The following is a 25,988-nucleotide window of genomic DNA, read 5'->3' on the forward strand; positions in this document are numbered from 1 at the left end:
GAACAGGGAGGATGAGATGACAAGGGGTAAATTGACGCGTGCGGCGCTTTTCGCGTTGCTTTCGACGGCCGCGACGATTCCGGCGCACGCACAGACCGCCACGGCGACCGATGGCGCAAGCAAGGATCGCGACGAAATCATCGTCACCGCCAACCGCCGCGAGGAAAATTCGCAGGATGTCTCCGGCGTGGTCCAGGCACTGGGCGCCGATCAGCTGCGCCAGGACGGCATCGCCGAACTGCGCCAGTTGCAGGTCGCCGTGCCGGGGCTCAGCATCGCCAACCAGGAAGGCAATGTCGAAATCTTCATTCGCGGCGTCGGTTCGGCGAACAATACCGAACTCGGCGATCCGGGCGCCGCGCCGCACCTCAACGGCACCTATATCCCGCGTCCGCGCGGGCTGGGCCTGATGTTCTATGACCTTGAGCGGGTCGAGGTGAACAAGGGGCCGCAGGGCACGCTTTACGGACGCAATGCGCTCGCGGGTACGCTCAACATCATCACCGCCAAGCCGCGCTTCGGCGAGTTCAGCGGCTATGCGCAGGCCGAGATCGCCAACCGCTCCTCCTATGGCGCCGAAGGCGCGCTCAACATTCCGCTCGGCGAGACGCTCGCGCTGCGCGCGGCGGGTTACTATATCAACCGCGACTATGGTTTCAAAAATGTCTCGACCGGCGCCCCGGCGAGCGGCCTCAAACCCGCGGGCCTCGAAGAAAATTACGCGGGCCGCCTGTCGCTGCTCTGGGAACCCGACGACCGGCTCAGCATTTCGATCGTCGGCGATTATGGCAAGGAGACGGGCACCGGCTATCCGGGCGCGAACATCTTCAGCGCCGTCGTCGCGAGCGGCCTCCGCCCCGACAAGCTCAATCTCAAACATGTCGTCTATCGCGGACTGCAGGGCGACATGGAGAATGAGCTCTGGGGCATCCAGGGCAAGATCAACTATGATTTCGGCGGTTTCGGCGCCGAACTGACCGGCAGCTACCGCTCGGTCGATTTCTATCAGGTCAATGCGTCGAGCGACGGCATCGACTATCCGGGCCGCGATCTCTCGGCGGTCCAGTATGACAATTTCTCGGGCAATTTCTGGCAGACCAAATCGAAAAGCCAGGTTTACGAAGCGCGCATCTTTGCGAACGACGATCAGCGTTTTCGCTGGAACCTTGGAGGCTTCTATTTCAACGAAGACCAGGCGGTCGGCTACCTCGCGCTCGCCGATCGCGGCTATTGCTGTTATTCGGCGACCGAGTTCACGATGCCCGACGTGAAGGGTGAAAGCTATGCCTTCTATGCCGATGGCACGTTCGACGTCACCGACCGGCTGCGCTTCCTCGCCGGCATTCGTTACACCGAGGAAAAGAAATCGCGTTACGGCATCGGCGGCAACTGGGCGCTGACGCTTGGCGGCGAGAATTTCGACTGCTGCTTTGCAACGCGCGTCGGCACCGAAGGCTTCCGCCCGGCGCTGCTCGACCGGCCCAATTTCGATGTCAGCAATATCACGACGCCGCAGGGCATGGCGCAATTCCTGATCGAAGGGATCAAGACACCGGGCCTTCGCGACACGCTGATCGCACAGATCGGCTCGATCGCCGACGGCACCAATCCCAACGGCACCTGCATCGACCGGCCCGACATCGACAATGGGTTCGTCAATTGCCCTGCGCTCAATCCGTCGAATACGAACGGCGGGTTCAGCTATGCGAACCTGACGATTCCCGGCCAGCAGATCGGTCGCTCGAAGTTCGACTACATCGATTGGCGCATTGGCGTCGAATATGACATCGACGACGATCATATGCTCTATGCAAAGGTGTCGACGGGCCACAAATCGGGCGGTTTCAACGACAGTTTCAACGGCTCGCCGATTCCCGAGACGTTCAGCCCCGAAAAGCTGCTCGTCTATGAAATCGGCAGCCGCAACAGCTTCGATGCCTTTGGCCGCCGCGCGATCTTCAACCTGACCGGCTTCTATTATGACTATACGAACCAGGTGTTCCAGGATCTGACCTGTATCAATCTGGACGAGACGCAGAACCCGCCGGTCTGCAACGGCTATTCGCTGGTCAACCGCAACATCGGCGCATCGCGCATCTATGGCGCGGAGGCCGAACTGCGCTTCAAGCTGCCGGGCAATTTCGGGCTCGACATCAACGCTGCCTATCTCGACACGAAGATCACGCGCGGAACCGTGGCAGACGCGCGCGCGCAGGATTTCGGAGCGGGCGGCAATTCGCCGCTGATCAGCCTTGTCGGCAACCGGCTCCCGCTCGCCTCGAAGATGAACGTCAGCGCGCGCCTGTCGCAATGGTTCGACGCCGGGCCGGGCCGCCTCGACTGGCAGGCGCTGCTCAACTATCGCTCCTCCTATTTCCTCAGCCAGTTCAACGAAGACGACATCGTCTTTCTCGACGGAACGCGTCAAAGCGCGTTCGAGGCGGGCTTTCCCGACCGGCAAAAGGGCTATGTCACGCTCAACCTCGGCATTGGCTATACGATCGACAATTTCCGGCTGGAAGCATGGGCAAGCAATTTCCTCAACGAGGAAGTCTCGCAAAAGGCGCTGGTCGGATCGTCGCTCAACATCCGCTTCCTGAACGACGCGCGCAGCTATGGCCTGCGTGCACGGGTCAGCTTTTAGGCAAAGGGGGCAGCCGCCCGTGACCGCGACGCCGCGCGGGCGGCTGTAATCTTCCGGAGATTGCGCTAACCATGGCGTGATCGGCGCCGTCGGCCGTGCCGCACGTCATGGAAGAGGGCGATAAGGGAGCGGAAAGGGGAGCATTTGCGGCGGCAATCCGTTGTTTTCCTGCCGCTTTATGCGCTGGTCTGTGCCGACGGAGTTATCACTTATCCCACCGATCAGGGTGGCAAACTCAGCCGGTGATGCTGGTGCGCGTCGACAGCAGAATCTGCTGTCGTCCGCCATCAACGAGCAATTACGGTGACAGTTTACTGAACCCCTCAAGTTTTCATAATCGTCAAGCATGAGTCGTCTTCCGCGTATCGTTCTGCCCGGTGTTCCGCATCATGTGACACAGCGCGGCAATCGGCGCGAGCGGACGTTTTTCGAGGAGGGCGATTATGCGCTCTATCTCGACCTGCTCGCCGACGCCGCCGTCCGGCATGGTGTTGCCATCTGGTCCTATTGCCTGATGCCGAACCACGTTCACATCGTCGCCGTGCCCCGCGATGAGGACGCTCTGGGGCGGACATTCCGGCATGTTCACCGCCATTACACCGGCTATGTCAACGCCCGGATGCGGGTGACGGGGCATTTGTGGCAAGGACGGTTCAGTTCGGTGGCGATGGACGAGGTGCACCTGTTTGCGGCGTTTCGCTACGTCGCGCTTAATCCGGTGCGGGCACGGCTGGTGCGCCGCGCCGAAGACTGGCAATGGTCGAGCACAAGGGCGCTGATCGCAGGGGCGGACGATCGGGTTGTGACGGTCGCGCCGACACTCGAACGGATCGGCGACTTTGCCGCCTTTCTGGGCGAGGATTTCGACGAGGCGTTTACCTATGCTGCGCTGCGTAAAGCCGAAACGCTGGGCCGGCCGATCGGCTCGGCCGCCTGGCTGGAGGAAATGGAGCGTGCGACGGGACGGAAGCTGACGCCAAGCAAGCGCGGACGCAAGCCTTCCGAAATTCGGGGATAACGCACCTGTCACCGTAATTGACCGTAATTGCAGATCAGGCGTCTTAGCAAATAGGAGTTAGGTGTGTCGGTCGAGAAATTTACTGCTGCGGCGCAGGCCCACGCGATGTTCACAGAACAAGGAGATTCCACATCAGCCAACAAGGCATACAATGATGTGGTGAGTGCGCGCGAAGAAATGCGGAATTTTCCCGATCACGGAATTGCAGCTCTCAAAGATTTGCTGACCGACAGCGATCCAGGAGTGAGGCTCTGGGCCTCATACTACCTCCTTCCAACGGCTACTGTTTGTGCAACGAACACACTTGCTGATTTGTCCTCGGAATCGGGCCTTGTCGCTTTTAGCGCCAAGATGACGTTGCAGGAGTGGAATGCGGGTCGTCTTAAAGTTGAATAGCCGCAGATACGGTGGTCCAATTACGGCAATTACGGCAATTACGGCAATTACGGTGCAATTACGGTGACAGGTGCGTTATCCCCCAATTTGCTTGGGCAATGGCGGCCTGCTATGGATAGGTCATGGCCCGCCTTCCGCGCATGGTTCTGCCCGGTGTTCCGGAATTGCGGTGACAGTTTACGCAATCCCCGATTTCGGGAATTACGGGAATGAGGCTGCAATCCGCTCCCCCGCCTGCTCCCCAAACCCCGGAAACGACAAAGGCCGCCTCTCGGCGACCTTGTCAACTATCCCTATCTGCATAGGAAAACTGGAGCGGGCGAAGGGATCATAACAAATATCTATAAATAAACAACATTTTTTGGTAGAATGGCCCACACAGAACCTACACAGGTATGGCAAATCAACCACTTAGGTTGCCAATCTGCACAGTTTCTGCACAGTGGGAAGCGAAGATATGAGTTTCATCCTCGATAAAGAGCAGATCAAGCCCGGCCTTATCATATTCCGACGCGGCGATGTCGGCCACGACAGCTACTATTGTCGGATCAGAATCCAGAACGAGGACCGATACAAGACGATCTCGCTCCGCACGGCAGATCGCCAAACTGCCCGTGACCGAGCAATGGACGAGTATGCAGACATCCGTTTCAGGGTGAAGCACGACGTTCCCGTATTCAATCGCCCATTCTCACAGGTGGCCGAGGAGTATGCCGAGGCTCAACAGCGCCGCGCCAACGCTGGTGAAGTCAGCCAGGCGCGTGCCATGAACATCAAAAACAAGATCAATGGCCCCCTCAACACTTATGTAGGCAGCACGCAGGTTCATCTGATCACACAGGACCGCTGGTCAGAATATCCCCTTTGGCGACGCGAGACTGGCAAGGGCCGCCGCAATAGCGTTATCAGTGACTCCACAATCCGTATCGAGATGAGCATATTCGCAGCGATCATGAACTTCGCCATCAGCAAGCGATATGTGCCAGCGCATCATCGCTTCGAGGGGATGCCAAAGCTGAAATCCAACCGCCGCGACGAGTTCACGCTTGAGGAATATCGCAAGCTGCATACGAAGGGGCGCAAGTGGATGAAGGAGGCGACCACGCCGCAAGGCGTCTGGTATCGCCAAATCTGCTACAATTTCATCCTGATCATGTGCAACACGGGGATGCGCCCACCCGAGGCGAAGAACCTCCGTTGGCGGGACATCACCACCGCCAAGGACAAGGACGGGCAGGAAATCCTTGTCCTCTACGTTCAGGGCAAAGGCAAAACCCGCAAACTGATTGCGCCGATCAGCGTCGGAAAATACCTCGACCGCGTGCGTGAGTTGTCGAAGGCGACACAGCCCGACGACCATGTATTCACGATCATCAACGGCAAACCTGCCAAATGGCTCTATCGCGATACCGTCGAGGAGCTGCTCAAGTATACCGAGCTTCGCGAAGGGCCGAGCGGCATTCCACGCACGACCTATTGCTTCCGTCACACCTACGCCACGCTGCGACTGTCCGCAGGTGTCGATGTCTATATCCTCGCCCAGCAAATGGGCACGTCAGTCAAAATGATCGAACAACACTATGGGCATGTGAACACCATCAAGCACGCCGACCGCGTGCTGATGGGCATTGGCGGATGGGACGCCATGCACAATGAAATGAACGCCGAGATCGACGAACTCGAAGCCAAGGCAAAGACTGTGCAGTCAATTAAGGCCAAGCAGACGGACAAGCCGCGCCGACCTAAACGCTAGCGCGCATCGTAAAAGCCGTCGAGTTCGATGGCCGATGCTAATGGGCTATGCGTGTCTGCCGGATTCACAATGCGCCGCTGGCGCTTCTCGATTGTGAACCGGCTGGCGGTTTGGGGAGTACGCGATGTCGAGTTCGATATCGCCCTCAATTACCGCCTTCTTTTCTGCCCGGTGCCGCTGGCACTCTTGAGGGCAGCGCTTTCAATAAATTTGTGATCCAAGCTTCGCAACGAAAGTGGTCAGCGCAGGATATCTCTCCTTGGATCTAAAGGCGGAACATTAAGCCGCAATCATAGCCATTTGGACACCCGCAAAAACCCCTCGCGTTTGGGGCCATGATCTGATTCACTCTGTGCATTGGACGGAGAGGTTTGATGCACTCACGCAGCCTGTTTTCGCTGGCGGAGCACCTGGAGCGGCTGAGCAAGGACGGCGACCCGCTGGAGGTTTTGGCGGGCACGGTGGAGTTCGAGCGTTTCCGGCCGCTGTTGACCAAGGGCCTCGGTTATAGTGACGGCGCCAAGGGCGGCCGGCCAGCCTTCGATCCTGTGGCGATGTTCAAGGTACTGGTGGTTCAGGCGCAGCATAATCTGTCGGATGCGCGGATGGAGTTCATGATCCGGGATCGGCTGAGCTGGATGCGCTTCTTCGGCTTCGACCTTGGCGGCGCGATGCCAGACGAAAACACCATCCGCCACTATCGCAACCGGCTCACACAGAGCGGCACGCTCGAGGCTTTGATGCAGGCGTTCGAGCAGCAACTGCGCGAGGCGGGATATCTGGCGATGGGCGGTCAGATCGTCGATGCCACGCTGGTGCCCGCGCCCAAGCAGCGCAACACCGAGGACGAGAAGGCCGCGATCAAGGCGGGCAAGTCGGCAAGGCAGATCTGGCGCGGCAAGCCGAACAAGGCGCACCAAAAGGATGTCGACGCGCGCTGGACGGTGAAGATAGGGGGCAAGGTCCGCCATCGTCCCGATGGGACGCCGCTGCCGCAGATCGCCACGCCGGTGTTCGGCTACAAGTCGCATATCAGCATCGATCGGCGCTACGGCTTTATCCGCAAAGCAACCGTCACCTCGGCAGCCGACAGCGACGGGCGCCAGTTGCGCAGGGTGATCGACACGAGCAACACCGCTGGCGATGTCTGGGCAGACAGCGCCTATCGCAGCAGCAAGAACGAGGCATGGCTCAAGGCCAACATGCTCAAGAGCCGCATTCATCGCCGCAAGCCCAAGGGCAAGCCGATGCCCGAGCGCATGGCGCGGGCCAATGCGGCAAAGTCAGCGATCCGGGCACGGGTCGAGCATGTCTTTGCGCACCAGAAAAACCGCTATGGCCTGTTCATCCGCACCATCGGCATTGCCCGTGCTCAGGCCAAACTCACGCTCGCCAACCTCGCCTACAACTTCGACCGCCTGATCTTCCACGAACGGCGCGCAGCCACGGCATAGGTGCGCCCGAAATCCGCAGCAGCGGATGAAAAGCCCATCAAAACCAGCGCAAAAAGGACAATCTGTCCGCACAAACGGTCATCCTGTAGGCATCATGCCGCACCGCGGCCAATCAAGTCGCCAAAATCACGGTTGTTGCGGGTGTCCATTTGTCCGTTCGTTATAGCTAATAATACCTGGGGAGTTGAAGCAAGATGCGGATACTCCAAACGCTTGAACGTGACCGCTTATAGGGAAACCATCATCTGATTTTCTATCGATTAATGCTGCTTGCTTAGCTGACAGTGCGCCTAAGCCGGAGCCGCTTGTGAGCGACGAGTTCGCGTCCAGAACCAGCGCAATGACATTACCAGCAATGCGACTCGCAGCAGCCGGTGCCCCCGGCAAGGCTGACCCATCTGCATACCCTGAAACCCAACCACCATTGATCGGCGCAGCGGGATTGGTAATACCCCAGCGGGGCGACGGTTGATTAGTTCTTGGTGAAAACCGTGAAATTAAATCGGCTTTAGCAAGATGCCAAAAAAATAGCATCGTCTCGGCTGAAGCATCAGCATTTACAGCAAGTATCTGCGTGAATTGGGTGTTCCATCCAGCGGTGCCCCAGAATGGTAATCCAACGTATCCGTCCCCGGTTCGTCCGTCACCAATAAGAGGATTGCATTCGGTTCCACAGCCCGGAATTCTCGCTCCAGCCAGCGGCAGGTCACCTGGCAAATATGCGTAAGTGTCGCGAAATATATTTGTTGCACTTTGGTATGATTGCATTTCAGAGATAGTGGCAGTGATGCGAGCATTTTGCATCAGTTCCTGGCCCTTAAGAATGCCGCCTATGAGAAGACCAATAATCGTCATAACGATGGCAAGCTCGACTAGGGTGAAGCCGCCTTGCCGTACAACTAAAGGACCATTAAATAAATCGCTCACCGCAAGAGCTAGTTCAGTAGGACTTTTAACTGCCTGATCGACCAAGGCCATTTGGCTTCGACGCCCCGCTTGCGATCCCGCTGGCTTGTTTATTAACAACTGAGCTTCCCGACTCGCTGCGATCCTTCAATGATCGCGTCTCTAAATTATCACGATCCTTCGAAGCGCCAAAAGACTTTTCGAGAATATCGTTAAAAGGTCTGAAAACTGCATTCCAACCCTTGATAAGCTCACCTTTTGGAATAATACGCCTATAAGTCTCACGAATCTCTCTCACCATTATTGCGAACTCCTAGCAGGCTATACATACATCGTTATTATAACATGCATTATCGGTAATGTTATTTCATATTTGGCATAACTACGTGCTATTCGAAATCAGACATTTTTGTGAAGCGTGACATACAGGGCGCGCTAGCTGTGATTATGTCCCGAGCGCTCTCATCATCCCAGAGCAATCGTTGCAGTTTTCCGCGCAGAATGGTCCTTTCTGCGCGACGCACCTGCTCCCCCGCCTTCAGCGGGAGGATCGGCTTACCTGCAAATTCGTCCTTGGTGATGGTGCAGGCCCGCACCAGCAGTTTGACCCAGCCATCCTTGCCGCGCTCGATCACCTCGGCGGCGACCAGACGTTCGCCAATGCGCAAAGCCTTGCCGCGCTTGCGGCGATCATAGATGCCCTCCGTCCAACGGACGACATCAGCAGCGATGAAGTCTGCAGCGGGAATCCATTGATCCATCCGCGCCCCAACCGGCGTGTGTTTTCATCGCCCGAATTTCTGGACGATAGTGGTCTTTAGTCGCTTAAAAATCGAAGGCGGTTCGGCACGCTTGATCGCATCAGCGTGTTCGTGTCCCGTGAATATTCCCTTTGGCCCCATCTCGCCCTTTACGCGCTGGCCGATTGCCAGACTATCGTCCCAATCGCGGATCGACAGTTTGACATGCTCGCCGTTGTCGAGCCGCAGCGTGCAAAAATAGAAATCCCAATCCATGCTCAAGTGCGGACCGCTGAAATCGGTGAGGATGCCCTCGACTGGCCTTCCGCTATCTTGCAAGATCGTGCCGTTAAATGGGCCACGCAGCATTCATCCTCATATTTTCCGTGAGAGGTTTCCTTGCCTCTATTCTCTCATGACGGGCGGATTCGCTTCAAATTGACCGAGAATGCTGCATCAAAACCAATGGCTTAGGGATTCGCGCGCCTATCCCGATAGCCGGGTGCGGTGAATAGGGGCATTATTCGCCGCATCCCTCGCGGTGAATAATCTTGCATTTTGCGGCGAATAGAGCCTATAATCGCCGCAGAAGGTGCGGTGATTATGACGTATATCTATGAACAAGCCGATTGGCCCAACCTGCGCTGGAGCGACGAACAGCTCGCCCAGCGACTTGCCGCCGTGCGTCACCGTCAAGGGCGACTGATCGGGCATATGGAGGCACTAGGCTTCCCCCTGCGCGAGGAAGCCGTGCTGCAAGCCCTCACCGAAGATGTCATCAAATCCAGCGAGATCGAAGGCGAGGTTTTGGACCGCGAGCAAGTGCGTTCCTCCATCGCCCGCCGCCTCGGTATGGACATAGGCGGATTGGTTCAGGCTGATCGCAACGTCGAAGGCGTTGTCGAAATGATGCTCGATGCCACCCAGAACTATGCCGCGCCGCTCACCGCCGAGCGGCTGCATGACTGGCACGCCGCCCTGTTTCCGACAGGGCGCAGCGGCATGAGCAAGATCACCGTGGGCGCTTGGCGCACAGGCGTCGAAGGCCCCATGCAAGTTGTATCTGGGCCGATTGGCCGCGAGCGCGTCCACTATGAAGCGCCAGAGGCCGAACGCCTTGACGCCGAAATGACGCGCTTTCTCGAATGGTTCGAAAGCGCGCAGCCCGACCCCGTGCTAAAGGCGGGCGTTGCCCACCTGTGGTTTGTCACCATCCACCCCTTTGACGACGGCAATGGCCGTATCGCCCGCGCCATCGCCGACCTTGCACTGGCGCGCGCGGAAGGTACCGCGCAGCGGTTTTACAGCATGTCCGCGCAGATCAGGGCCGAGCGCAACGCCTATTACGACATGCTGGAATCCACGCAAAAGGGCGATACCGACATCACGCCGTGGCTGCTGTGGTTCATCGGTTGCCTTGACCGTGCTTTCGACGGTGCGGAAACCATCCTCGCCAGTGTTATGCGCAAAGCGCGGTTCTGGGAGTCGGTTGCAACCCAGCCGCTCAATGAGCGCCAGCGCAAGGTCATCAACCGATTGCTCGATGGATTCGAGGGCAAGCTCACCAATGCCAAGTGGGCGGCGCTCACCAAGACGTCGCCCGATACGGCGCTGCGCGACATCAACGATCTCGTCCAGCGCGGCATCTTGGTCAAGGAGCCGGGGGGCGGACGCAGCACCAGCTATGCCCTTGCATCTGGCACCATTGACAAACCAGCGTGATGAAGCCCTGATATTGCCGATGATAGGTCGCCATCCGCACCTTACGGGCGCGGCATCCCATAGTTGTCACTTTCTAAACAACGCACCGACGAGGGGGTGATTTCGGGTTAGTCGCCAATTTCTCCGCAACTTCAAGTCATGGCCGCGTTCAGTCCATTACGGCCTCTTGATGGGTCGTTTCTGGCACAGCCCCGCCGTTCGTCAATCGCCTGCGCTTCCGCGCCTCTCGCTGCGCTTCCGGCTTGTGCAGCTTGCACGTGTCGTGCGGGCTTCGCCCGACGTTGACCAACGGCTCGACGGGCCGCGCCAACTTCTCCCCATGAGGTCGCAGATGGTCTGCGCAAACCTCGACTTTGAGGAGAAATTCAATGACGACTGTTCAACAAAATTCACCCGCTTTCATGCTCTGGTGCGTGGAGGGTGACGGCAAGGATGCCCGCTGGACCCGCATCGGGGCTGCATGGCTGCATCAAGACGGCAAGGGCTTCAACATGCGCTGCAACGCGATCCCGTTGCAGGGCCGCTTGGTCGCTCGCGCCTTTGTCCCCAAGGCCGACCGCGATGCGGCGCAGGGAGAACTGGTATGAGCGCGCCCCTTCAAACCGCATCGCGCATCCGCGAGCTGAATGACCTGTTCCGCACTTGCTTCATCGGTGGGCGCGTCCTGATCACCGAGGGCATTGTTGCCCTCGGTGACAGCTTCACCAGCGGCTGCGTGGAGGCGGTGCAACGCTTCACCGATTTCAGCGCCGATAACGACCCTTACGGTGAACACGACTTCGGCTGTGTCACCGTCGATGGCCGCAAGGTCTTTTGGAAGATCGACTTGTATGATCCGGGCCTTGTCAAGATCGCATTGAACGGTTCCTTCTGTTGACGCGTTGGGGGCCCCACACGCAATGCTCAAGGATTGGCTTCATTCGTTCCGAGGTCAGCTGATGCACTATCCGTGCATAGACTTGTATGATCCGGGCCTTGTCAAGATCGCATTGAACGGTTCCTTCTGTTGACGCGTTGGGGGCCCCACACGCAATGCTCAAGGATTGGCTTCATTCGTTCCGAGGTCAGCTGATGCACTATCCGTGCATAGACTTGTATGATCCGGGCCTTGTCAAGATCGCATTGAACGGTTCCTTCTGTTGACGCGTTGGGGGCCCCACACGCAATGCTCAAGGATTGGCTTCATTCGTTCCGAGGTCAGCTGATGCACTATCCGTGCATAGACTTGTATCCGGTCGCGGCCGTTCCCGCGCACCATAATCCGTATTCATATCCCCGGATCGAGCAAAGGCGGATGCGGACCAAACTACTACTGGGCGTTTTCAGGCGCCATCAACTTTCCCGGTCACGCATCACACCAATCCGCGTCGCCTTATCGAGCCTGTTGCAACATAGGCATCAGGCGGCGCGGAGCTCGGCACCTTGAGGGACCAGACCGGTCTCCACAAAGCGCCAAAGCGCGATCAACAATTTTCGGGCGAGCGCAACGATCCCCACCTTTGCCGCGCGAGCGCCGTTGCCTTTGAACCGGTTGCGATACCAAACGGTCAGTTCGCTACTTGGCTGATATTTCAACCAACACCAGGCAAGTTCCACCATCTGCACACGTGTGCTTCGGTTACCGGCTTTGCTGATGCCCTGATCACGCGACACGTCGCCGCTGGCGAAGGGCGCCGGAGCTAACCCAAGGAAGGCCGCGACGTGTCGTCGGCTTTCGAACTTTCGGCAAAAAACCTCAGCAACCAACATTGCCGCGCTGTTCGGACCAATGCCCTTCAGCTGCTCAAGGCGAACCGCTTTCTCTCGGCATGGGAAGGTAGACTCCTCATGGAGCACAACTTCAGCGCGGTCCCGCTCGATGTCCTTGATCTGATCGTTGAGCAACGCGAGCCGTTCGAAACAGCGCTCAATTTGTCGACGAAGGTTTGGTGGCAAAGGCCGCCCATCGCCGGTGCGCATGTCGTCGAGCTGTTTTGACCAGTCACCGCCCTTGATGGCTTTGACAGATCGTATGCCCTGTAATGCAAGTAGCCCCCTGATCCGAGAGATAATTCGGGTGCGCTCGTGCACGAGATCGCCGCGCTCCCGCATTACTCTGCGCGCGTCCTCCTCCTCGGGGGAGGGCACGTCCACGACACGGCACACGCTTTTGTCGCCAGCGAGATAGGCTTTGAGGATTCCGATCATTGCTTCGGCGTCGATCCGGTCGGTTTTTGCGCGCCTGCCTCGCCGCGACACGAGGAAGCTGGCGGGATCCAGCACATATGTATCGATATCGTTCGACCGCAGTAGCCTTGCGAGCCAGAAGCCATCATATCCAATCTCGAAGCACAGGCGAATGGCGGCAGGTTCACCGATACGATCAGCGGCCTTGCACTCAAGATTGCGAAGGTGACTGATCAGTGCCGCGCTGTTCCCGGCAGGAATTGTCCGTAGCGAAGGCTTCGCGGCTCCTGGCGAGAGCGAAGCAACAAGCCAGTTGCGCTTGCTGAGCTCAACGCTGACAATGACAGAAGTCTTGGGGCAGTAATCTGACGACGAGTTCTCCATTTAGCGTTCTCCGTGGGGTTTGACGGAACAACGGCATAGCCGATCCGGCCTGCATAGGATCTACTATGACCGCGATTGCCGCTATGGCTCCGAGTGTCCGGCCGATCCTGCCCAGACCACCCGCGTGCTGACCATCATGCTGGCCAGTGAATACTAGGCCAGCGCGCGCCGCCGGCCATGTCGGCGGCGCGCCGCTATGGTTTTTCTAATATTTATCATACCCATACAAAAAGTTTCACCGCCTACGCGGCAGAATCATATAACATTATAGCAATAGGTCTGCTTCAGCAAAATAGGGGGTAGGTGTGGACAATAACAGTTCTCTAAGTCTGAATTCGGTAAGCCAATTTAAAAAGGGCGATTTGCAAAATGCCTTTGCAAGAGCCGCGTCCATTTCTGCTGGTGTTGCCGTATTAGGGTTTTCCGTAGTTTTGGCAGTTGCTGCATCTACAGCAACGTTGCCAGGCATTTTAGGAGCTACCGCAATTGGCTACGTAGGTGGCGAACTTGCAGGTAAAGTGGCAAAGGTGACCTATAACAAACTTCGGCCAAAAGATCCCTGATACATTTCCATGTGATTATAATTGCGCGCCGCTAGCCTCGCTATCGGCGCATTTCATTACTGAAAATTCGTCGCTTGTTATCTCGGACCCTGCGGGGGACGCGGGCGTTGCGCGAGGCGGGCCAGAGCCTGCTCGACGTGGCGCAGTGAAACGTGAACGTCAGAGGTCAAGAAGCGAGACTGCGGGTTACGGCGCAGATCGCTCAGCAGGCGACCGTATAGAGCGCGGAGTTCCTGTTCGTTCATACCGACCAGCTCGGCGGGGGTGATAAACTGCGACATGGCTTTTCTCCCTGTCTTGAGCCGCGACCATCGCGGGCCTTCATGGCAGACAGAGAGCAGGGCGTTCGCGACTGCCGCACCGATGGCTTTGCCTCGGTCGAAACGTCAGTGGAGAAGCCTTTAGGCTTGCGGCGTGAAAGCGCGAATCCCCTGCAAGGATGCCCATGACGAAGGCCTCGCATGGCTTGGGCGACGGGAGAAACCGTGCCGCCTGTTGCCCCGCAATAGAATTGCTTGAACAAACACGGAAATGACGCTGAAAAGGACGCCTGAATCTTATGCGTTAGGAACTGCTTGAATCGCGTTGTTCGTCTTTGGCTGTTGATTGCCTTTTGCCTTGCCTGGCCCGCTGCCAGCCACGCCCAAGACCGTGCACAGATCACGCGCCAGATTGCAGGTGCTCTCACTGAAATCGCCCTGATCGAGCGCGAGCGTGCGCGGCCCGATGTGGCCGACGATTTCGCAGCGTTCATGCTGACGACCAACCGCCAGCGACTTGCTGAAGGTTACGCGCAGGCCGATCACTCTGGGCAAGGCCGTGCCATTCGGCAAGATGCCCAGCGCACGGCCAATCGCATTATCGGTGCGACGCCGCGCACCGATTACCTGCGCTATTATCCCGATCCTGTTCGGGTGCGCGCCGACATAGACGCTGACGCAGGAGCCACCGGTGTTGAACGGGAAGGCCGCAAGGCTGGACGCTTGCTGATGCTCGAAGGCTCGCTTGCTGGATTTCAGGGCAACAACTGGCAAGCGGAGGAGAGGTGGCCACCAGACGTGGCGCAGCGTGCGCGCATCTACCGGCTCCATTTTTACGATATCCGAGACAGAGTTGAGCCGCAATTAGAGCCGATCAGTGAAGGATGCTCGCGCCTCCCATTCACCCCCTGTTTGCGGCGCACCTTTCACGAAACGCGCGCGCGTTACCGGCACGATCTTAGCCGGGCGCAGGAAACGGCCTCGCTGTATTTCCCGACCCGCTTTCACGCGCGCTTCGTCGATTCAACCGGCATTGGCGGCAGCCGCGAAGACTACGAGCGATACCAAGCCGAGCAGCGCACCGAGCGTAAGCAGCAGGAGGAATGGCGTTCCGCTCAAGACCCGACGTGGCGCAGCATCAAGATCGGGCTGATCGGCTTCGTCATCATTATGGCTGTTTGCGGCTTGATGATCTGGTTGTCGCGTGAAGGGAACAAGGGAGGCGGGACGAGCGGTAACTACGGCACCGCAGATTTCGCCAACCCGCTGACGCCGAAGTTTGACGACAGCGTTTTCAGGGGCGTGTTCTTCGGCCCCGCCGCCCACCCGAACGTCAAAGGCTCAATCTTTGCGCCCGTGGTTTCCGCGCCGGAATCCCACGCGCTGATTGTGGCACCGTCCGGCACCGGCAAAGGCACCAGGGTCATTATCCCCACGCTGCTCTTATACCGAAGCTCTCTGATAACCATCGACCCGAAGGGCGAGAATGCGGCGATCACCGCCCGCTACCGCCGCGATCAGCTCGGACAAACGATCCATATCGTGAACCCGTGGGACGTGCACGGTGCGCTGTTCAAATCCTACGGTTTAGACAACGCTACCTTCAATCCCCTCGATGTTCTGGACCCCAAGGATCGCAATATCGTCGGTATCGCCAACAGCATTGCCACCACTATCTGCCACCAAGGCTCGGTCAACGACAGCTTCTGGCAGGACAATGCCAACGCCATGCTGGCGGGCATCCTGCTTTATGTCGCGGACGCCCAAGACCCAATCCGCGAACCCAAGACCCTTGCGCATGTCGCGGACATCGTGAGCGGCGGCGAGACCGCAGCCGATCTGCGCAGCACCCTGTTTCCCAAGATGGTCGCCAGTTCATCCTATCGAGGGGCCATGCGCAAGCTCGTCGGGCGCTTCGTGCAGATGGACGACAAGACCTACAGCGGGGTGATTGCGCAGCTTTCGAAGTCGCTGCAATTTCTGGCGGACGACCAGATCGCCGCCGCAACCGACCATTCCAGCTTCAACCTGGCCGATTTGGTCAATGGCCGCACCACCCTCTACATCGTCATCCCCGATGACCAGATGCAGGCACAGGCCATCTGGTTGAAGCTGATGGTCACTGCCGTGACCCAGACCTTCAAGCGCTATCGGCCAGCCGCGCAAGGGGTGCGCGGCATGTTCCTGATCGACGAGTTTCCTGTCCTCGGGCGTGTCGATAGCATCGTGACCGACATCGCTTTGGTGCGCGGGGCTGGCCTTGACGTGACCCTGATCGTGCAGGGGCTGGACCAGCTTCGCGCCCTTTATGGCGCGTCCGCTGACACCATCATCGGCAACTGCGGCTACAAGTGGTTCTGTAACATCAAAGACCTGCAAACCGCTGATTACGTCAGCAAGGCTCTCGGCCAGATGACCGTGCGCACCGTCAGCGAAACCGTAAGTTCCGCCAACGGGCACACCTCCCGCAGCGCCAGCTACGGCGAAATGGGGCGCGCCCTGTTCCTGCCCGACGAGCTGCTCTCGATGGGCAGGCAGGTCGCTTTTGCCTTCCAGCCGAAGGGGCGGCCTTACTACGTCAAGCCGCTCGACTACTGGCATATGCACGCGTTTTTCAGCTTCCGCGTTGCCGGTATGCCCGATCTCAAGGCCTACGATAACAACCCGTTCCACCAGCAAAACCACTATGGCCAGAACGACGGTGCCAAGGGCGGCAGCAGCGGCGGTGGAGGTGCGGGAGCCGGTAGCGACGGTGGCACATCTTCCCAATCGCAAGGCCGCATGGATAGAGCCGAAGCCCTCGCCATGCTCGGCCTTGATGAAGGCGCAAGTGCCGATCAGGTCCGCGAGGCCTACAAGAACCTGATGGCCAAACTGCACCCGGATCGCGGGGGCACCAATCGTCTCGCCCAGCTCCTCAACGAAGCCCGCGACCTCCTGCTCGGAAAGAAGAAATAGACGTCGCTCACGCGACTCAGCTAATGTGTCACTTTAGCCCAATGACGCAGCCCGTTAATTTTGTTAACGATTTCTGCGCAGTCCTCTGTTATGCTAATAACAGGAGATGCAAGCCATGTGCGGACTAACCGTCCACACGGGAACCTGACGGTTCCGGCTTGGCAAGGGGTCTATTCTACCCCGTTGCATCCCCACGACCAATGGGAGCCTTCGTGCCCCCGTTGGAACCCCCAGAGCAGGAGCCTTCCCGCCCCTGCACCCTGGACAGGGCCGCTGCCATCGCCGCCACAGGTGGACATGACATCGACCCCGCCAAAGGAGATTTCATTCTCCCTTGGAAACCCATGACCGCTGATTGCAGCGGCCACAACCAAAGGGCTTTCATGCCCCTTGGAACCCTGACCGGAGCTTTCGCGCCCCGGACCACGAGCAGGAGCCTTCATGCCCCTGCACCCTGACGAAGGGAGGGAGGTTACCCCTCGATCCCCGGCGTATTTGTTGTCGGGGCTGTAGGAGAGGCCACATTATGGCCAACGACGAGCAAACGCCGCCGCGCGAACCTTCGCCCGGCACCCGGCGCAAGTCCGATAAACGGCAGCGCACGGAAGTCCTTTTTGCTCGCGTCACCCCCGACGAAAAATCCGCCTTTGCCGCCCGTGCGGAACGCGCTGGCATGGCATCCGCCGCCTTCATGCGCGCGCTAGCATTAGGCGATGCAGGCCCGCGCGCGCGCCGCCGCCGCCCCGTCGAACATCAGGCGCTGATCCAAACGCTCGCCGCCCTGAACCGCGTGGGCAACAACCTCAACCAGATCGCCCGCAACAGCAATCTCGGCATCGACATCGGCGTCCCCGAACTGCGTGACGCGCTGCAACAATACCACGCGGTGATTGCCGCGATTTACGACGCCCTCGGTATGGAGCCTGCCCGTGATCATCAAGGGCAAGAGCCGGGCTGGCCCTAGCCAGCTCGCCCGACACCTTGGCCGCGCCGACACCAACGAGCGCGTCGAAATCCTGCAACTGGATTCCGCTGGCACGACCGAGCAAGCCTTCCGTGACTGGCAAACCTACACCCTCGCCACCAAGGGCAAGCTTGGCCTTTACCACGCCAACATCGACCCCGATGCCAAGTATGACATGACCCGCGACCAATGGTTGCGGGCGGTCGAGGTCTTGGAGGAGGAGCTTGGCTTGCAAGGCCAGCCCCGCGCCATCGTCATGCACGAGAAGAACGGGCGCGAGCATATCCATGTGGTTTGGGCACGCACCGACATGGACACCATGAAACTGCGCTCCGACAGCATGAATTACCAAGCCCACGAGCGCGCCAGCTTGCGCCTAGAGCAGGAGTTCGGGCACGAGCATGTTCCCGGCAAACACGCCAAGCGTGATCGGGAGGCCCAGCCCGAGTTTCCCACCGCCGAGGCACAACACGATGAATGGCAACAGGGCGAGCGCGGCGGCATGAACCACCGCGAGCGCAAGGCGCAGGTGAAAGGACTATACGAGGCCAGTGACACCGGCCCAGCCTTCAAAGCTGCGCTTGAAGATGCCGGATATGTCCTGGCGCGCGGCGACCGCCGCGACTTCGTGATCCTCGACACGGACGCCAAGGTCCACAGCCTTGGCCGTCAGCTTCCCGGCGTGACCGCCAAAGACCTTCGCGCCTTCATGGCCGACATCGACCCCGATAGCCTGCCCAGCGTCAGCGACGCACGCGCCGCCATGCGAGAGAATGCGCGAGCAGAGCCAACCCCAGACCGGCCCCAACCTGACCCGCCCGCGCAAGAGCCACAGCAGGATTCACCTGCGCCAGACGACACCGAGGCCGATCGCCAGCGCATCGACACGCTTCGCCAAGCCATTTTGGCGCGCCACGGCGCGGAGCTGAAAGAGCAGGAACTGCGCCACGCCCGCGAAGTGATCGAGTTGCAGGCCAGCCAGCAAGCAGCCGCCGATAAGGCCATTGAGTCCTTCTCGAAGGAGCAGGCACGGCGCACGATCACCGAGCGCCCACAAGAGCCGGGCGGATTTGATCGCCTGTGGCGCAGCATCCGCGAGACTGTGAATGAGGAGGCGCGCATCCAGCGGCTCGCCGATGAAGCACGGCAAGCCCGTGACGCCGAAGATCGCCGCTCCGATGAAATCCGCATCATGGTCGGCGGGATGCAGGTCGCCCAGCGGCAGGAGATCGACGACCTCATCAAGCGGCAGGGGCAGGAACGGGCCGACTTGCTGGACGAGCACGGCAAAGACCTTGACCGTCGTATTGCCGACGAGCAGCGGGCTATCGCGCTTGAGCGCGAGTATGAGCGCCGCCGCATTGAGGCCCAGACACGCCAGCGCGACGGGCCGGAGCGCGATGACCGCGCACGCTGACAGGCTCGCGTTTCCTGCAATCAAAACCGGGCCTGCTGATAAAGCAGATTGCCAGCCTCGTGCCTCAAACCGCCACTGCGGTATCGCGTTTTGCGCGCAGCATGGCAGCCGCCATACTGCCGAGCCTTGTTTCACGGTTCATGGCGGTCGCGCGGCGCGAAAAGAAAAGCGACGACGGCAAGGGCAGCGCGAGCCATAGCGAGGCCACATCGAAGTTCTTTGGAGCATCCGGCAGGACCACCAGCGATGCCGCTGATGGTGCAGATTTTGGTTCGATGTTCCTGGCACCCCCGATGGCACCGCGACCCAGCCCAAGGCCGCGATCCATCCGCCGCTTGCGGGCACGTTTCCGTGCCCGACACTTCATGAAGCCGCTGTGGATGCAGTAGTCAGAACGTATGAAAATTATTGTCCTACGACCAGAATATCTAAGGAATTTCCACTTGGGTGCGACGTGCTGAATAGCCCAGAGATTGTCCCGTTAGCCGTGGCACCGTCGAGCCGACCGCCAAAGTAGAGATCATCTCTTGTAGTGTTCTGGAACACGAACGTTGTGGCTGCCGCTCCGGTAATCCCGTTGCAAAGTGCGCCCGTTCCAAACGCCCCTCGTGATGTCTCTGGCGCCACCTGAATACTGTTCATGGTAATGAACGATGTCCCGGCGAGATTGCGTAGCTGGGCTGTCGCATCGCAGTATATCTCGTAGGTCGTCCCATTGACGCCGCCGGAAAGACGGACAGCACCGGCAGTGCCAGAACCACTACCCGCGAAATCGCCTGCATAGGTAATGCTACCGTTCGTGCCAATGCTGGCTTGATCACCCGCACCGACAGTTCCGCCGACTTCGATGTCTGCAAAGTCCAAGTCAGCAAGCGGCGTGAGGGTCAGTGGCCTGATGAAATTGCTGCTGAAATCGACCGTGACCGTTATCTCGACGGGTGGACCGCCCCCTTGCTGTCGAACCTTTATCTGAAAGCGGCCATTCGGGTGATTGCTCAGTCTGTAGTTGCCACCCGCGCGCACGTTGTTGGCTGCTAGATTGGCACCAATGTAAATCGTGCGTGCGGATGCCGCTGCGGGAAGGGATACATCGATCACATTGTTGTCGATCCCGTTGCATGTTGCGCCAACACCAGGACCACCAGTGTTGGCGCTCCCGAGAACAACGAATATCTGGAAGTTCTCGATGTCGAGGTTACCGCCAGCGCCACCCACGTTGCGCGCAGTCTTGTCGCGCTGGCAGCTAATGAGGGTACGCCTTCCGACGGTCCCATTGATCAGAACCTGTCCAGGCGTTCCGCTCGGACCGCCTGAATATCCTCCGGGATAGGACATCGAGCCATTGGTGCCGATCCCCACCGTGCCGCTGGCAGCGGCAGGGGCTTCAATCGTGGGCATGTCCAGATTGACTTGCGTTACCGCAAGCTGGGCGTTGACCGCCTTTGGCAGCATAGGAAGTAAAGAAGCGATGAGAAGGAATGAAAGACGACCCATCGTCTAATCTTAGACAAATAACTGCATTTCTGCTATCATCTATTGATGGACATGGTGCCCGTGCGCACTATGTTTAGCTGACAGCGGTGCCCTTCCCAAGAATTGGGAAGGGCATTCGTTTTCCTTATTGCAAAAAAACGGGATCATACATGGGCGACATCATTGCGCGACGCTTGGGCAATTTCATGGTCTTTGAAGGTGGACACCCGCAAAAACCCCTCGCGTTTGGGGCCATGATCTGATTCACTCTGTGCATTGGACGGAGAGGTTTGATGCACTCACGCAGCCTGTTTTCGCTGGCGGAGCACCTGGAGCGGCTGAGCAAGGACGGCGACCCGCTGGAGGTTTTGGCGGGCACGGTGGAGTTCGAGCGTTTCCGGCCGCTGTTGACCAAGGGCCTCGGTTATAGTGACGGCGCCAAGGGCGGCCGGCCAGCCTTCGATCCTGTGGCGATGTTCAAGGTACTGGTGGTTCAGGCGCAGCATAATCTGTCGGATGCGCGGATGGAGTTCATGATCCGGGATCGGCTGAGCTGGATGCGCTTCTTCGGCTTCGACCTTGGCGGCGCGATGCCAGACGAAAACACCATCCGCCACTATCGCAACCGGCTCACACAGAGCGGCACGCTCGAGGCTTTGATGCAGGCGTTCGAGCAGCAACTGCGCGAGGCGGGATATCTGGCGATGGGCGGTCAGATCGTCGATGCCACGCTGGTGCCCGCGCCCAAGCAGCGCAACACCGAGGACGAGAAGGCCGCGATCAAGGCGGGCAAGTCGGCAAGGCAGATCTGGCGCGGCAAGCCGAACAAGGCGCACCAAAAGGATGTCGACGCGCGCTGGACGGTGAAGATAGGGGGCAAGGTCCGCCATCGTCCCGATGGGACGCCGCTGCCGCAGATCGCCACGCCGGTGTTCGGCTACAAGTCGCATATCAGCATCGATCGGCGCTACGGCTTTATCCGCAAAGCAACCGTCACCTCGGCAGCCGACAGCGACGGGCGCCAGTTGCGCAGGGTGATCGACACGAGCAACACCGCTGGCGATGTCTGGGCAGACAGCGCCTATCGCAGCAGCAAGAACGAGGCATGGCTCAAGGCCAACATGCTCAAGAGCCGCATTCATCGCCGCAAGCCCAAGGGCAAGCCGATGCCCGAGCGCATGGCGCGGGCCAATGCGGCAAAGTCAGCGATCCGGGCACGGGTCGAGCATGTCTTTGCGCACCAGAAAAACCGCTATGGCCTGTTCATCCGCACCATCGGCATTGCCCGTGCTCAGGCCAAACTCACGCTCGCCAACCTCGCCTACAACTTCGACCGCCTGATCTTCCACGAACGGCGCGCAGCCACGGCATAGGTGCGCCCGAAATCCGCAGCAGCGGATGAAAAGCCCATCAAAACCAGCGCAAAAAGGACAATCTGTCCGCACAAACGGTCATCCTGTAGGCATCATGCCGCACCGCGGCCAATCAAGTCGCCAAAATCACGGTTGTTGCGGGTGTCCAGGTGTCACCGCCCCGGCGCGGACATGGCTCGGCTCGCTCTATGGCGACAACATCGTGCAGTTCGACCTGATTGCGCACCAAGCTATGGCTCAGAAGTTCCTGCGGGATGCGCATTCCGCGCGTCTCAAAATCGCTGAGGCCGTTGTTATCGACACGGACCCTGTTGAGCACTGATAGCACCTATCCCGCCAAAGCCACTCTGACGGGGAGGCGACAATCCCACTTGTAGGCTAAGCGGCGGATCACGCAAACACCCAGCGGGTCACGACTTGCTGCCCAATCTGCGGATTTTCTAAGCCAATCACGCGACCCCAAGCTGAATGACAGCCACGCATTTGCCCTATCGACTTTTCCATAAACTTGGTGCAAGTCGGTGCAAAGGGGTGCATATTGGCGAAGGCACTGAGACAAAAGCGGTTTACCGTCTCCCTTGACGTTGAGGACTATGAGTCCTTGCGCGCCATTGCCCACAATCATCGCCCGCCGCTCAAGCTGCAATACGTCGTCAACGTCGCCGTCAAAAACCTGCTTGAGCGCCAAGCCGCCAAGCAACTGACCTTCCCGCTGGACGACTAGCGTGTGAGCGGGCTGCGATTCATTGACCTCTTTGCAGGGCTTGGTGGCTTCCACCAAGCCCTTGAGCGTTTCGGTCACACCTGTGTGTTCGCGTCGGAACTCGACCCGGCCCTTGCCGATCTTTACGAGTTGAACTTCGGCATCCGCCCGCATGGCGACATCCGCGAAGCCTTCGCGTCGGTGCCAGCACACGACATTTTGTGCGCCGGATTCCCCTGCCAGCCGTTTTCCAAGGCTGGCGACCAACTCGGGTTCGATTGCCCCCAATGGGGCGACCTGTTCGATTACGTGCTCAAAATTCTCGACACGCATAAGCCCGCCTATCTGCTGATCGAGAACGTCCCCAACCTTATTCGTCATGACGAAGGCAAGACGTGGACCAAGATCAAAACCCGGCTGGAATCGCTCGATTACACCGTCGATCTCGGCAAGCTCTCGCCTTTCATGTTCGGTGTGCCGCAAGTGCGCGAGCGGGCCATCATCGTCGGTGCGCGCAATGGACTTGATGATTTCGCCTGGCCCGAGGCCACGCACCGGCTCGATCAGGTGTCCATCACCAGCGTGCTCGACAAGAACCCCAATGACGCGCGCCCGTTGGGACCGCGCTTCATCCAGTATCTCGAAACATGGCAGGAATTGCTCGACGCGCTTGCCCGCGACAAGGAGCTTCCCTCGTTCCCGATCTGGGCAATGGAGTTCGGGGCGACCTACCCGTACCGCGACCAGACGCCGCACGCGATCGGATTTGGCAACATCGAGAGCTTCAAGGGCGCACTCGGGCGCTCGCTCAATGTCCGTCGTCAGAACATTTGGCACAACTCGCGGCGTAAATTAGCGGAGTGCGGGCCTCGTCAGGGGCTGGATTTTAAGCGGCGAGCTTGCGGTGTTGCAAGCGCCGATATTCGATGGTCTGTCGTTTGATCCTTTCACGCTGTTTGATGATGGCTGGTGCCCTGCCGAAGTAGGCGTCGGCGGGCGTCACGTTGTTCAGGCTCTCGTGGTAACGTTGATTGTTGTAGTGCTCGACGAAGGCTTCGATCTGGGCCTCGAGGTCGCCGGGCAGGAAGTAGTTCTCCAGCAGGATGCGGTTCTTCAGAGTCTGGTGCCAGCGCTCGATCTTGCCCTGGGTCTGAGGGTGGCACGGTGCACCGCGCACATGACTCATCTGCTGAGCTTCGATGTATTCAGCCAGTTCGCCAGCGATGTAGCTGGGACCGTTATCGCTGAGCAGCCTGGGTTTGTGCAGCACGGTGGCGCTGTCGCAGCCCGAGGCAGCCAGCGCCATGTCCAGCGTGTCGGTGACGTCCTCGGCCCGCATGTTGGTGCACAGTTTCCAGGCGATGATGTAGCGCGAGAAGTCGTCGAGCACGGTCGACAGGTACATCCAGCCCCACCCGATGATCTTGAAGTAGGTGAAGTCGGTTTGCCACATCTCGTTCGGCCGGGTGGTCTTGGTGTGGAACTGATCGGCGGCCTTGATCACGACATAGGCCGGGCTGGTGATCAGATCATGGGCCTTCAACAGGCGGTAAACCGTGGCTTCCGACACGAAGTAGCGCTTCTCGTCGGTGAACCGCACCGCCAGCTCGCGCGGTGACAGTTCGCTGTAGTCCAGGGCCATCTCGACGATCTGGTCCTGGATATCATCGCCGATGCGGTTCCACACCCGGGTCGGCGCCGACGGCCGATCCTCCAAGGCCTCCGGGCCGCCTTCGAGGAACCGGTCATACCAGCGGTAGAAGGTCCGACGGGCGATGCCGAGCTGGTCCAGCGTGCGTTTGGCGGGCAGGTGCGACTGCTCGACGATCCGGATGATCTCGAGCTTCTCCGAGGCGGGATACCTCATTCGTCGTCGCCCCCATCCGCGATCATGCTTTTTTTGAGCAGGCGGTTCTCCAGGGTCAGGTCGGCAACGCATTCCTTCAGGGCGCGGGCTTCGCGGCGCAGATCCTGCACCTCGCCAGTGGTCGCGGCACGGGCGGTGTCGCCGGCCAGGCGGCGCTTGCCGGCTTCCATGAACTCCTTCGACCAGGTGTAATACAGGCTCTGGGCAATGCCTTCCTTGCGGCACAGCTCGGCGATGCTGTCCTCGCCGCGCAGGCCATCCAGCACGATGCGGATCTTGTCTTCGGCCGAGAAGTGCCGGCGGGTTGCACGCCGGATGTCCTTCACCACCCGCTCCGCAGGGGCCTTGGTCGGCGATTTTGCATTGGAGGATTTGGGCTTCATCTTCGTTCCTTCGTCACTACGACGAAGCCCAAATCCTCCTTAAATCACAACCTCAAATCTGTGCCATTGGTGCTGACGGGGAGCACCACCGCTATACCAGAGGCACTCCGCTACTATGTCGATTATGACGCGATGGCGCGAGACGCCGAACTCAATGGCGACCTATTCACCATCCAGACCGCACATGATGCTGTTCATGTGTTTGCGGGGTGCTGACCATGACCCAGCCCCAAATCTACCGCTTCCAATGGCAAGGCATCGAGATTGAGGCGATCTATAGCCCCATCAAATGGGGCGTAATCGCCCATCTTGAAATTCGCAGCATCAAGCCCGAGTGCGCGCCGCTGCCAATCACGGAAACAGGTTACAAATCCCACTTCCATCCTTGCGGCACCGTTGAAGCCAACGGGGGCGACGTAGTGGCGCAGATTAACGCATGGCTAGACGAGGAGGCGACAAAGCCCGAGTGGCGCGCCTATGTCGCCAAGAGCCGCCAAGGCGAACTGTTCTAGAGAGGGGAAACCCGCGTCCAAGGCGCGGCTTTCCCTTCCGCCCCAAGCCCCGGAACCCCTCCCGAGAATCGCGGCACAGCCGCTTCACGATTTTGATGTCGATAGACGGCGGGCGGAACGAGAACGATTCCGCAAATTTTTCTGCACAGTTCCTACACAGGCAAAAATCGCTGATTTTTGCCGATATATTTCAATGCTTTATTGGAATCCAAAGATTTACGGCGGGTGAAGGGAATCGAACCCTCGTCGTAAGCTTGGGAAGCTTCTGCTCTGCCATTGAGCTACACCCGCGAGGGTTGCGCGATTGGCACAGCTGCGCGCGACGGTCAATC

General features: G+C 59.1%; 27 protein-coding genes and 1 tRNA gene. 19 read left to right on the forward strand and 9 right to left on the reverse strand.

The genetic code is table 11. The features are described 5' to 3' along the window. Positions 1 to 16 precede the first annotated feature (16 nt). From SPYCA_RS15805 to SPYCA_RS15820, 6 genes are all read left to right on the forward strand, one after another. Positions 17 to 2,644, forward strand: coding sequence for a TonB-dependent receptor (locus SPYCA_RS15805; RefSeq protein WP_120221745.1), 2,628 nt, complete (start codon positions 17 to 19; stop codon positions 2,642 to 2,644). A 346-nt stretch (positions 2,645 to 2,990) separates the two neighbouring features. After that, a complete protein-coding gene (locus SPYCA_RS15810; RefSeq protein WP_120221746.1) occupies positions 2,991 to 3,662 on the forward strand; it encodes a transposase in 672 nt (223 codons plus the stop codon). Positions 3,663 to 3,725: 63 nt separating this feature from the next. Continuing rightward, the gene (locus tag SPYCA_RS19110; RefSeq protein ID WP_146625164.1) at positions 3,726 to 4,058 is read left to right on the forward strand and encodes a hypothetical protein; all 333 of its coding nucleotides are present in this window, start codon (positions 3,726 to 3,728) and stop codon (positions 4,056 to 4,058) included. 457 nt (positions 4,059 to 4,515) lie between these two features. Next, positions 4,516 to 5,811, forward strand: coding sequence for a tyrosine-type recombinase/integrase (locus tag SPYCA_RS15815; protein ID WP_120221747.1), 1,296 nt, complete (start codon positions 4,516 to 4,518; stop codon positions 5,809 to 5,811). A gap of 69 nt (positions 5,812 to 5,880) precedes the next feature. Beyond that, a complete protein-coding gene (locus SPYCA_RS19335; protein WP_172595104.1) occupies positions 5,881 to 6,027 on the forward strand; it encodes a hypothetical protein in 147 nt (48 codons plus the stop codon). 158 nt (positions 6,028 to 6,185) lie between these two features. Further along, positions 6,186 to 7,265, forward strand: a complete 1,080-nt coding sequence (locus SPYCA_RS15820; RefSeq protein WP_120220341.1) for an IS5 family transposase — start codon at positions 6,186 to 6,188, stop codon at positions 7,263 to 7,265. A gap of 126 nt (positions 7,266 to 7,391) precedes the next feature. On the opposite strand, the gene SPYCA_RS15825 is transcribed toward SPYCA_RS15820, so the two are convergent. The 3 genes from SPYCA_RS15825 to SPYCA_RS15835 all read right to left on the reverse strand — a co-directional run bounded on the left by SPYCA_RS15825 (position 7,392) and on the right by SPYCA_RS15835 (position 9,280). Then, positions 7,392 to 8,243, reverse strand: coding sequence for a prepilin-type N-terminal cleavage/methylation domain-containing protein (locus SPYCA_RS15825; protein WP_120221748.1), 852 nt, complete (start codon positions 8,241 to 8,243; stop codon positions 7,392 to 7,394). A gap of 317 nt (positions 8,244 to 8,560) precedes the next feature. Further along, the gene (locus SPYCA_RS15830) at positions 8,561 to 8,932 is read right to left on the reverse strand and encodes a hypothetical protein (RefSeq protein WP_120221749.1); all 372 of its coding nucleotides are present in this window, start codon (positions 8,930 to 8,932) and stop codon (positions 8,561 to 8,563) included. A gap of 24 nt (positions 8,933 to 8,956) precedes the next feature. Beyond that, the gene (locus SPYCA_RS15835) at positions 8,957 to 9,280 is read right to left on the reverse strand and encodes a hypothetical protein (RefSeq protein ID WP_120221750.1); all 324 of its coding nucleotides are present in this window, start codon (positions 9,278 to 9,280) and stop codon (positions 8,957 to 8,959) included. A 234-nt stretch (positions 9,281 to 9,514) separates the two neighbouring features. Between SPYCA_RS15835 and SPYCA_RS15840 the strand changes: the two genes are divergently transcribed. The 3 genes from SPYCA_RS15840 to SPYCA_RS15850 all read left to right on the forward strand — a co-directional run bounded on the left by SPYCA_RS15840 (position 9,515) and on the right by SPYCA_RS15850 (position 11,510). Next, a complete protein-coding gene (locus SPYCA_RS15840; RefSeq protein ID WP_120221751.1) occupies positions 9,515 to 10,633 on the forward strand; it encodes a Fic family protein in 1,119 nt (372 codons plus the stop codon). Positions 10,634 to 11,001: 368 nt separating this feature from the next. Next, positions 11,002 to 11,220: a hypothetical protein gene (locus SPYCA_RS15845; RefSeq protein ID WP_120221752.1), complete on the forward strand. Its 219-nt coding sequence runs from the start codon at positions 11,002 to 11,004 to the stop codon at positions 11,218 to 11,220. Further along, positions 11,217 to 11,510, forward strand: a complete 294-nt coding sequence (locus SPYCA_RS15850; protein ID WP_120221753.1) for a DUF3768 domain-containing protein — start codon at positions 11,217 to 11,219, stop codon at positions 11,508 to 11,510. The genes SPYCA_RS15845 and SPYCA_RS15850 overlap by 4 nt, the downstream gene beginning before the upstream one ends. A 521-nt stretch (positions 11,511 to 12,031) precedes the next feature. On the opposite strand, the gene SPYCA_RS15855 is transcribed toward SPYCA_RS15850, so the two are convergent. Further along, positions 12,032 to 13,183, reverse strand: a complete 1,152-nt coding sequence (locus SPYCA_RS15855; RefSeq protein ID WP_066564845.1) for an IS110 family transposase — start codon at positions 13,181 to 13,183, stop codon at positions 12,032 to 12,034. 19 nt (positions 13,184 to 13,202) lie between these two features. On the opposite strand from SPYCA_RS15855, the gene SPYCA_RS15860 reads away from it, so the two are divergent. Both SPYCA_RS15860 and SPYCA_RS19115 read left to right on the forward strand, forming a co-directional pair. Further along, entirely contained in the window at positions 13,203 to 13,340 is a 138-nt protein-coding gene (locus SPYCA_RS15860) for a DUF3768 domain-containing protein (protein WP_120221754.1), read from the forward strand. 148 nt (positions 13,341 to 13,488) lie between these two features. Beyond that, entirely contained in the window at positions 13,489 to 13,746 is a 258-nt protein-coding gene (locus SPYCA_RS19115) for a hypothetical protein (RefSeq protein ID WP_146625165.1), read from the forward strand. Positions 13,747 to 13,823: 77 nt separating this feature from the next. Here SPYCA_RS19115 and SPYCA_RS15865 read toward each other — a convergent pair whose 3' ends face one another. Next, the gene (locus tag SPYCA_RS15865; protein ID WP_120221755.1) at positions 13,824 to 14,027 is read right to left on the reverse strand and encodes a hypothetical protein; all 204 of its coding nucleotides are present in this window, start codon (positions 14,025 to 14,027) and stop codon (positions 13,824 to 13,826) included. 294 nt (positions 14,028 to 14,321) lie between these two features. On the opposite strand from SPYCA_RS15865, the gene SPYCA_RS15870 reads away from it, so the two are divergent. From SPYCA_RS15870 to SPYCA_RS15880, 3 genes are all read left to right on the forward strand, one after another. Beyond that, positions 14,322 to 16,964, forward strand: a complete 2,643-nt coding sequence (locus SPYCA_RS15870; protein ID WP_120221756.1) for a type IV secretory system conjugative DNA transfer family protein — start codon at positions 14,322 to 14,324, stop codon at positions 16,962 to 16,964. Positions 16,965 to 17,490: 526 nt separating this feature from the next. Next, positions 17,491 to 17,928 carry a plasmid mobilization protein gene (locus tag SPYCA_RS15875; protein ID WP_120221757.1) on the forward strand — a complete coding sequence of 146 codons (438 nt, stop codon included), beginning with the start codon at positions 17,491 to 17,493 and terminating at the stop codon, positions 17,926 to 17,928. Further along, positions 17,894 to 19,345 (forward strand): relaxase/mobilization nuclease domain-containing protein, encoded by a 1,452-nt coding sequence (locus SPYCA_RS15880; RefSeq protein ID WP_120221758.1) that lies wholly within the window; start codon positions 17,894 to 17,896, stop codon positions 19,343 to 19,345. Before SPYCA_RS15875 ends, SPYCA_RS15880 begins: the two co-directional genes overlap by 35 nt. Positions 19,346 to 19,409: 64 nt before the next feature. Here the strand turns inward: SPYCA_RS15880 and SPYCA_RS19120 are convergent, their stop codons facing one another. Together SPYCA_RS19120 and SPYCA_RS15885 are read right to left on the reverse strand one after the other, a co-directional pair. After that, positions 19,410 to 19,673: a hypothetical protein gene (locus SPYCA_RS19120; protein ID WP_146625166.1), complete on the reverse strand. Its 264-nt coding sequence runs from the start codon at positions 19,671 to 19,673 to the stop codon at positions 19,410 to 19,412. 77 nt (positions 19,674 to 19,750) lie between these two features. After that, entirely contained in the window at positions 19,751 to 20,839 is a 1,089-nt protein-coding gene (locus tag SPYCA_RS15885; RefSeq protein ID WP_120221759.1) for a DUF4402 domain-containing protein, read from the reverse strand. A gap of 272 nt (positions 20,840 to 21,111) precedes the next feature. On the opposite strand from SPYCA_RS15885, the gene SPYCA_RS15890 reads away from it, so the two are divergent. The 4 genes from SPYCA_RS15890 (at position 21,112) to SPYCA_RS15900 (ending at position 23,836) form a co-directional block, all read left to right on the forward strand. Then, the gene (locus tag SPYCA_RS15890; RefSeq protein ID WP_120220341.1) at positions 21,112 to 22,191 is read left to right on the forward strand and encodes an IS5 family transposase; all 1,080 of its coding nucleotides are present in this window, start codon (positions 21,112 to 21,114) and stop codon (positions 22,189 to 22,191) included. Positions 22,192 to 22,216: 25 nt separating this feature from the next. Next, positions 22,217 to 22,513 (forward strand): hypothetical protein, encoded by a 297-nt coding sequence (locus SPYCA_RS19125; protein WP_146625167.1) that lies wholly within the window; start codon positions 22,217 to 22,219, stop codon positions 22,511 to 22,513. Positions 22,514 to 22,729: 216 nt separating this feature from the next. Beyond that, positions 22,730 to 22,915, forward strand: a complete 186-nt coding sequence (locus SPYCA_RS15895) for a hypothetical protein (RefSeq protein WP_120221760.1) — start codon at positions 22,730 to 22,732, stop codon at positions 22,913 to 22,915. A gap of 3 nt (positions 22,916 to 22,918) precedes the next feature. After that, positions 22,919 to 23,836: a DNA cytosine methyltransferase gene (locus tag SPYCA_RS15900; RefSeq protein ID WP_120221761.1), complete on the forward strand. Its 918-nt coding sequence runs from the start codon at positions 22,919 to 22,921 to the stop codon at positions 23,834 to 23,836. Here SPYCA_RS15900 and SPYCA_RS15905 read toward each other — a convergent pair. Beyond that, positions 23,781 to 25,144, reverse strand: a protein-coding gene (locus tag SPYCA_RS15905; RefSeq protein ID WP_085995949.1) for an IS3 family transposase whose coding sequence is annotated in 2 segments (ribosomal slippage) — positions 23,781 to 24,794 and positions 24,797 to 25,144 — 1,362 coding nt in all. Because the reading frame shifts where the segments join, the coding sequence is not laid out codon by codon here. The genes SPYCA_RS15900 and SPYCA_RS15905 overlap by 56 nt on opposite strands. A 218-nt stretch (positions 25,145 to 25,362) precedes the next feature. Between SPYCA_RS15905 and SPYCA_RS15920 the strand changes: the two genes are divergently transcribed. Further along, complete coding sequence (locus SPYCA_RS15920; RefSeq protein WP_120221762.1) at positions 25,363 to 25,656, forward strand: hypothetical protein; 294 nt, start codon at positions 25,363 to 25,365, stop codon at positions 25,654 to 25,656. Between the two features lie 220 nt (positions 25,657 to 25,876). Here SPYCA_RS15920 and SPYCA_RS15925 read toward each other — a convergent pair. Beyond that, a tRNA-Gly gene (locus SPYCA_RS15925) sits at positions 25,877 to 25,947 on the reverse strand. Between the last annotated feature and the right edge of the window lie 41 nt (positions 25,948 to 25,988).

Source organism: Sphingopyxis sp. FD7, assembly GCF_003609835.1.
In the GTDB taxonomy this organism is placed as follows: domain Bacteria; phylum Pseudomonadota; class Alphaproteobacteria; order Sphingomonadales; family Sphingomonadaceae; genus Sphingopyxis.

What these genes read in the sequence shown, in the direction of transcription:
- SPYCA_RS15835 (WP_120221750.1), bottom strand. Translation starts at nt 9,280, where the DNA reads ATGCTGCGTGGCCCATTTAACGGCACGATCTTGCAAGATAGCGGAAGG.
- SPYCA_RS15805 (WP_120221745.1), top strand. Translation starts at nt 17, where the DNA reads ATGACAAGGGGTAAATTGACGCGTGCGGCGCTTTTCGCGTTGCTTTCG.
- SPYCA_RS15850 (WP_120221753.1), top strand. Translation starts at nt 11,217, where the DNA reads ATGAGCGCGCCCCTTCAAACCGCATCGCGCATCCGCGAGCTGAATGAC.
- SPYCA_RS15815 (WP_120221747.1), top strand. Translation starts at nt 4,516, where the DNA reads ATGAGTTTCATCCTCGATAAAGAGCAGATCAAGCCCGGCCTTATCATA.
- SPYCA_RS15875 (WP_120221757.1), top strand. Translation starts at nt 17,491, where the DNA reads ATGGCCAACGACGAGCAAACGCCGCCGCGCGAACCTTCGCCCGGCACC.
- SPYCA_RS15840 (WP_120221751.1), top strand. Translation starts at nt 9,515, where the DNA reads ATGACGTATATCTATGAACAAGCCGATTGGCCCAACCTGCGCTGGAGC.
- SPYCA_RS15920 (WP_120221762.1), top strand. Translation starts at nt 25,363, where the DNA reads ATGACCCAGCCCCAAATCTACCGCTTCCAATGGCAAGGCATCGAGATT.
- SPYCA_RS15810 (WP_120221746.1), top strand. Translation starts at nt 2,991, where the DNA reads ATGAGTCGTCTTCCGCGTATCGTTCTGCCCGGTGTTCCGCATCATGTG.
- SPYCA_RS15845 (WP_120221752.1), top strand. Translation starts at nt 11,002, where the DNA reads ATGACGACTGTTCAACAAAATTCACCCGCTTTCATGCTCTGGTGCGTG.
- SPYCA_RS19120 (WP_146625166.1), bottom strand. Translation starts at nt 19,673, where the DNA reads ATGGATCGCGGCCTTGGGCTGGGTCGCGGTGCCATCGGGGGTGCCAGG.
- SPYCA_RS15820 (WP_120220341.1), top strand. Translation starts at nt 6,186, where the DNA reads ATGCACTCACGCAGCCTGTTTTCGCTGGCGGAGCACCTGGAGCGGCTG.
- SPYCA_RS15865 (WP_120221755.1), bottom strand. Translation starts at nt 14,027, where the DNA reads ATGTCGCAGTTTATCACCCCCGCCGAGCTGGTCGGTATGAACGAACAG.
- SPYCA_RS15825 (WP_120221748.1), bottom strand. Translation starts at nt 8,243, where the DNA reads ATGGCCTTGGTCGATCAGGCAGTTAAAAGTCCTACTGAACTAGCTCTT.
- SPYCA_RS15890 (WP_120220341.1), top strand. Translation starts at nt 21,112, where the DNA reads ATGCACTCACGCAGCCTGTTTTCGCTGGCGGAGCACCTGGAGCGGCTG.
- SPYCA_RS15855 (WP_066564845.1), bottom strand. Translation starts at nt 13,183, where the DNA reads ATGGAGAACTCGTCGTCAGATTACTGCCCCAAGACTTCTGTCATTGTC.
- SPYCA_RS19125 (WP_146625167.1), top strand. Translation starts at nt 22,217, where the DNA reads ATGAAAAGCCCATCAAAACCAGCGCAAAAAGGACAATCTGTCCGCACA.
- SPYCA_RS19335 (WP_172595104.1), top strand. Translation starts at nt 5,881, where the DNA reads ATGCGCCGCTGGCGCTTCTCGATTGTGAACCGGCTGGCGGTTTGGGGA.
- SPYCA_RS15830 (WP_120221749.1), bottom strand. Translation starts at nt 8,932, where the DNA reads ATGGATCAATGGATTCCCGCTGCAGACTTCATCGCTGCTGATGTCGTC.
- SPYCA_RS15885 (WP_120221759.1), bottom strand. Translation starts at nt 20,839, where the DNA reads ATGGGTCGTCTTTCATTCCTTCTCATCGCTTCTTTACTTCCTATGCTG.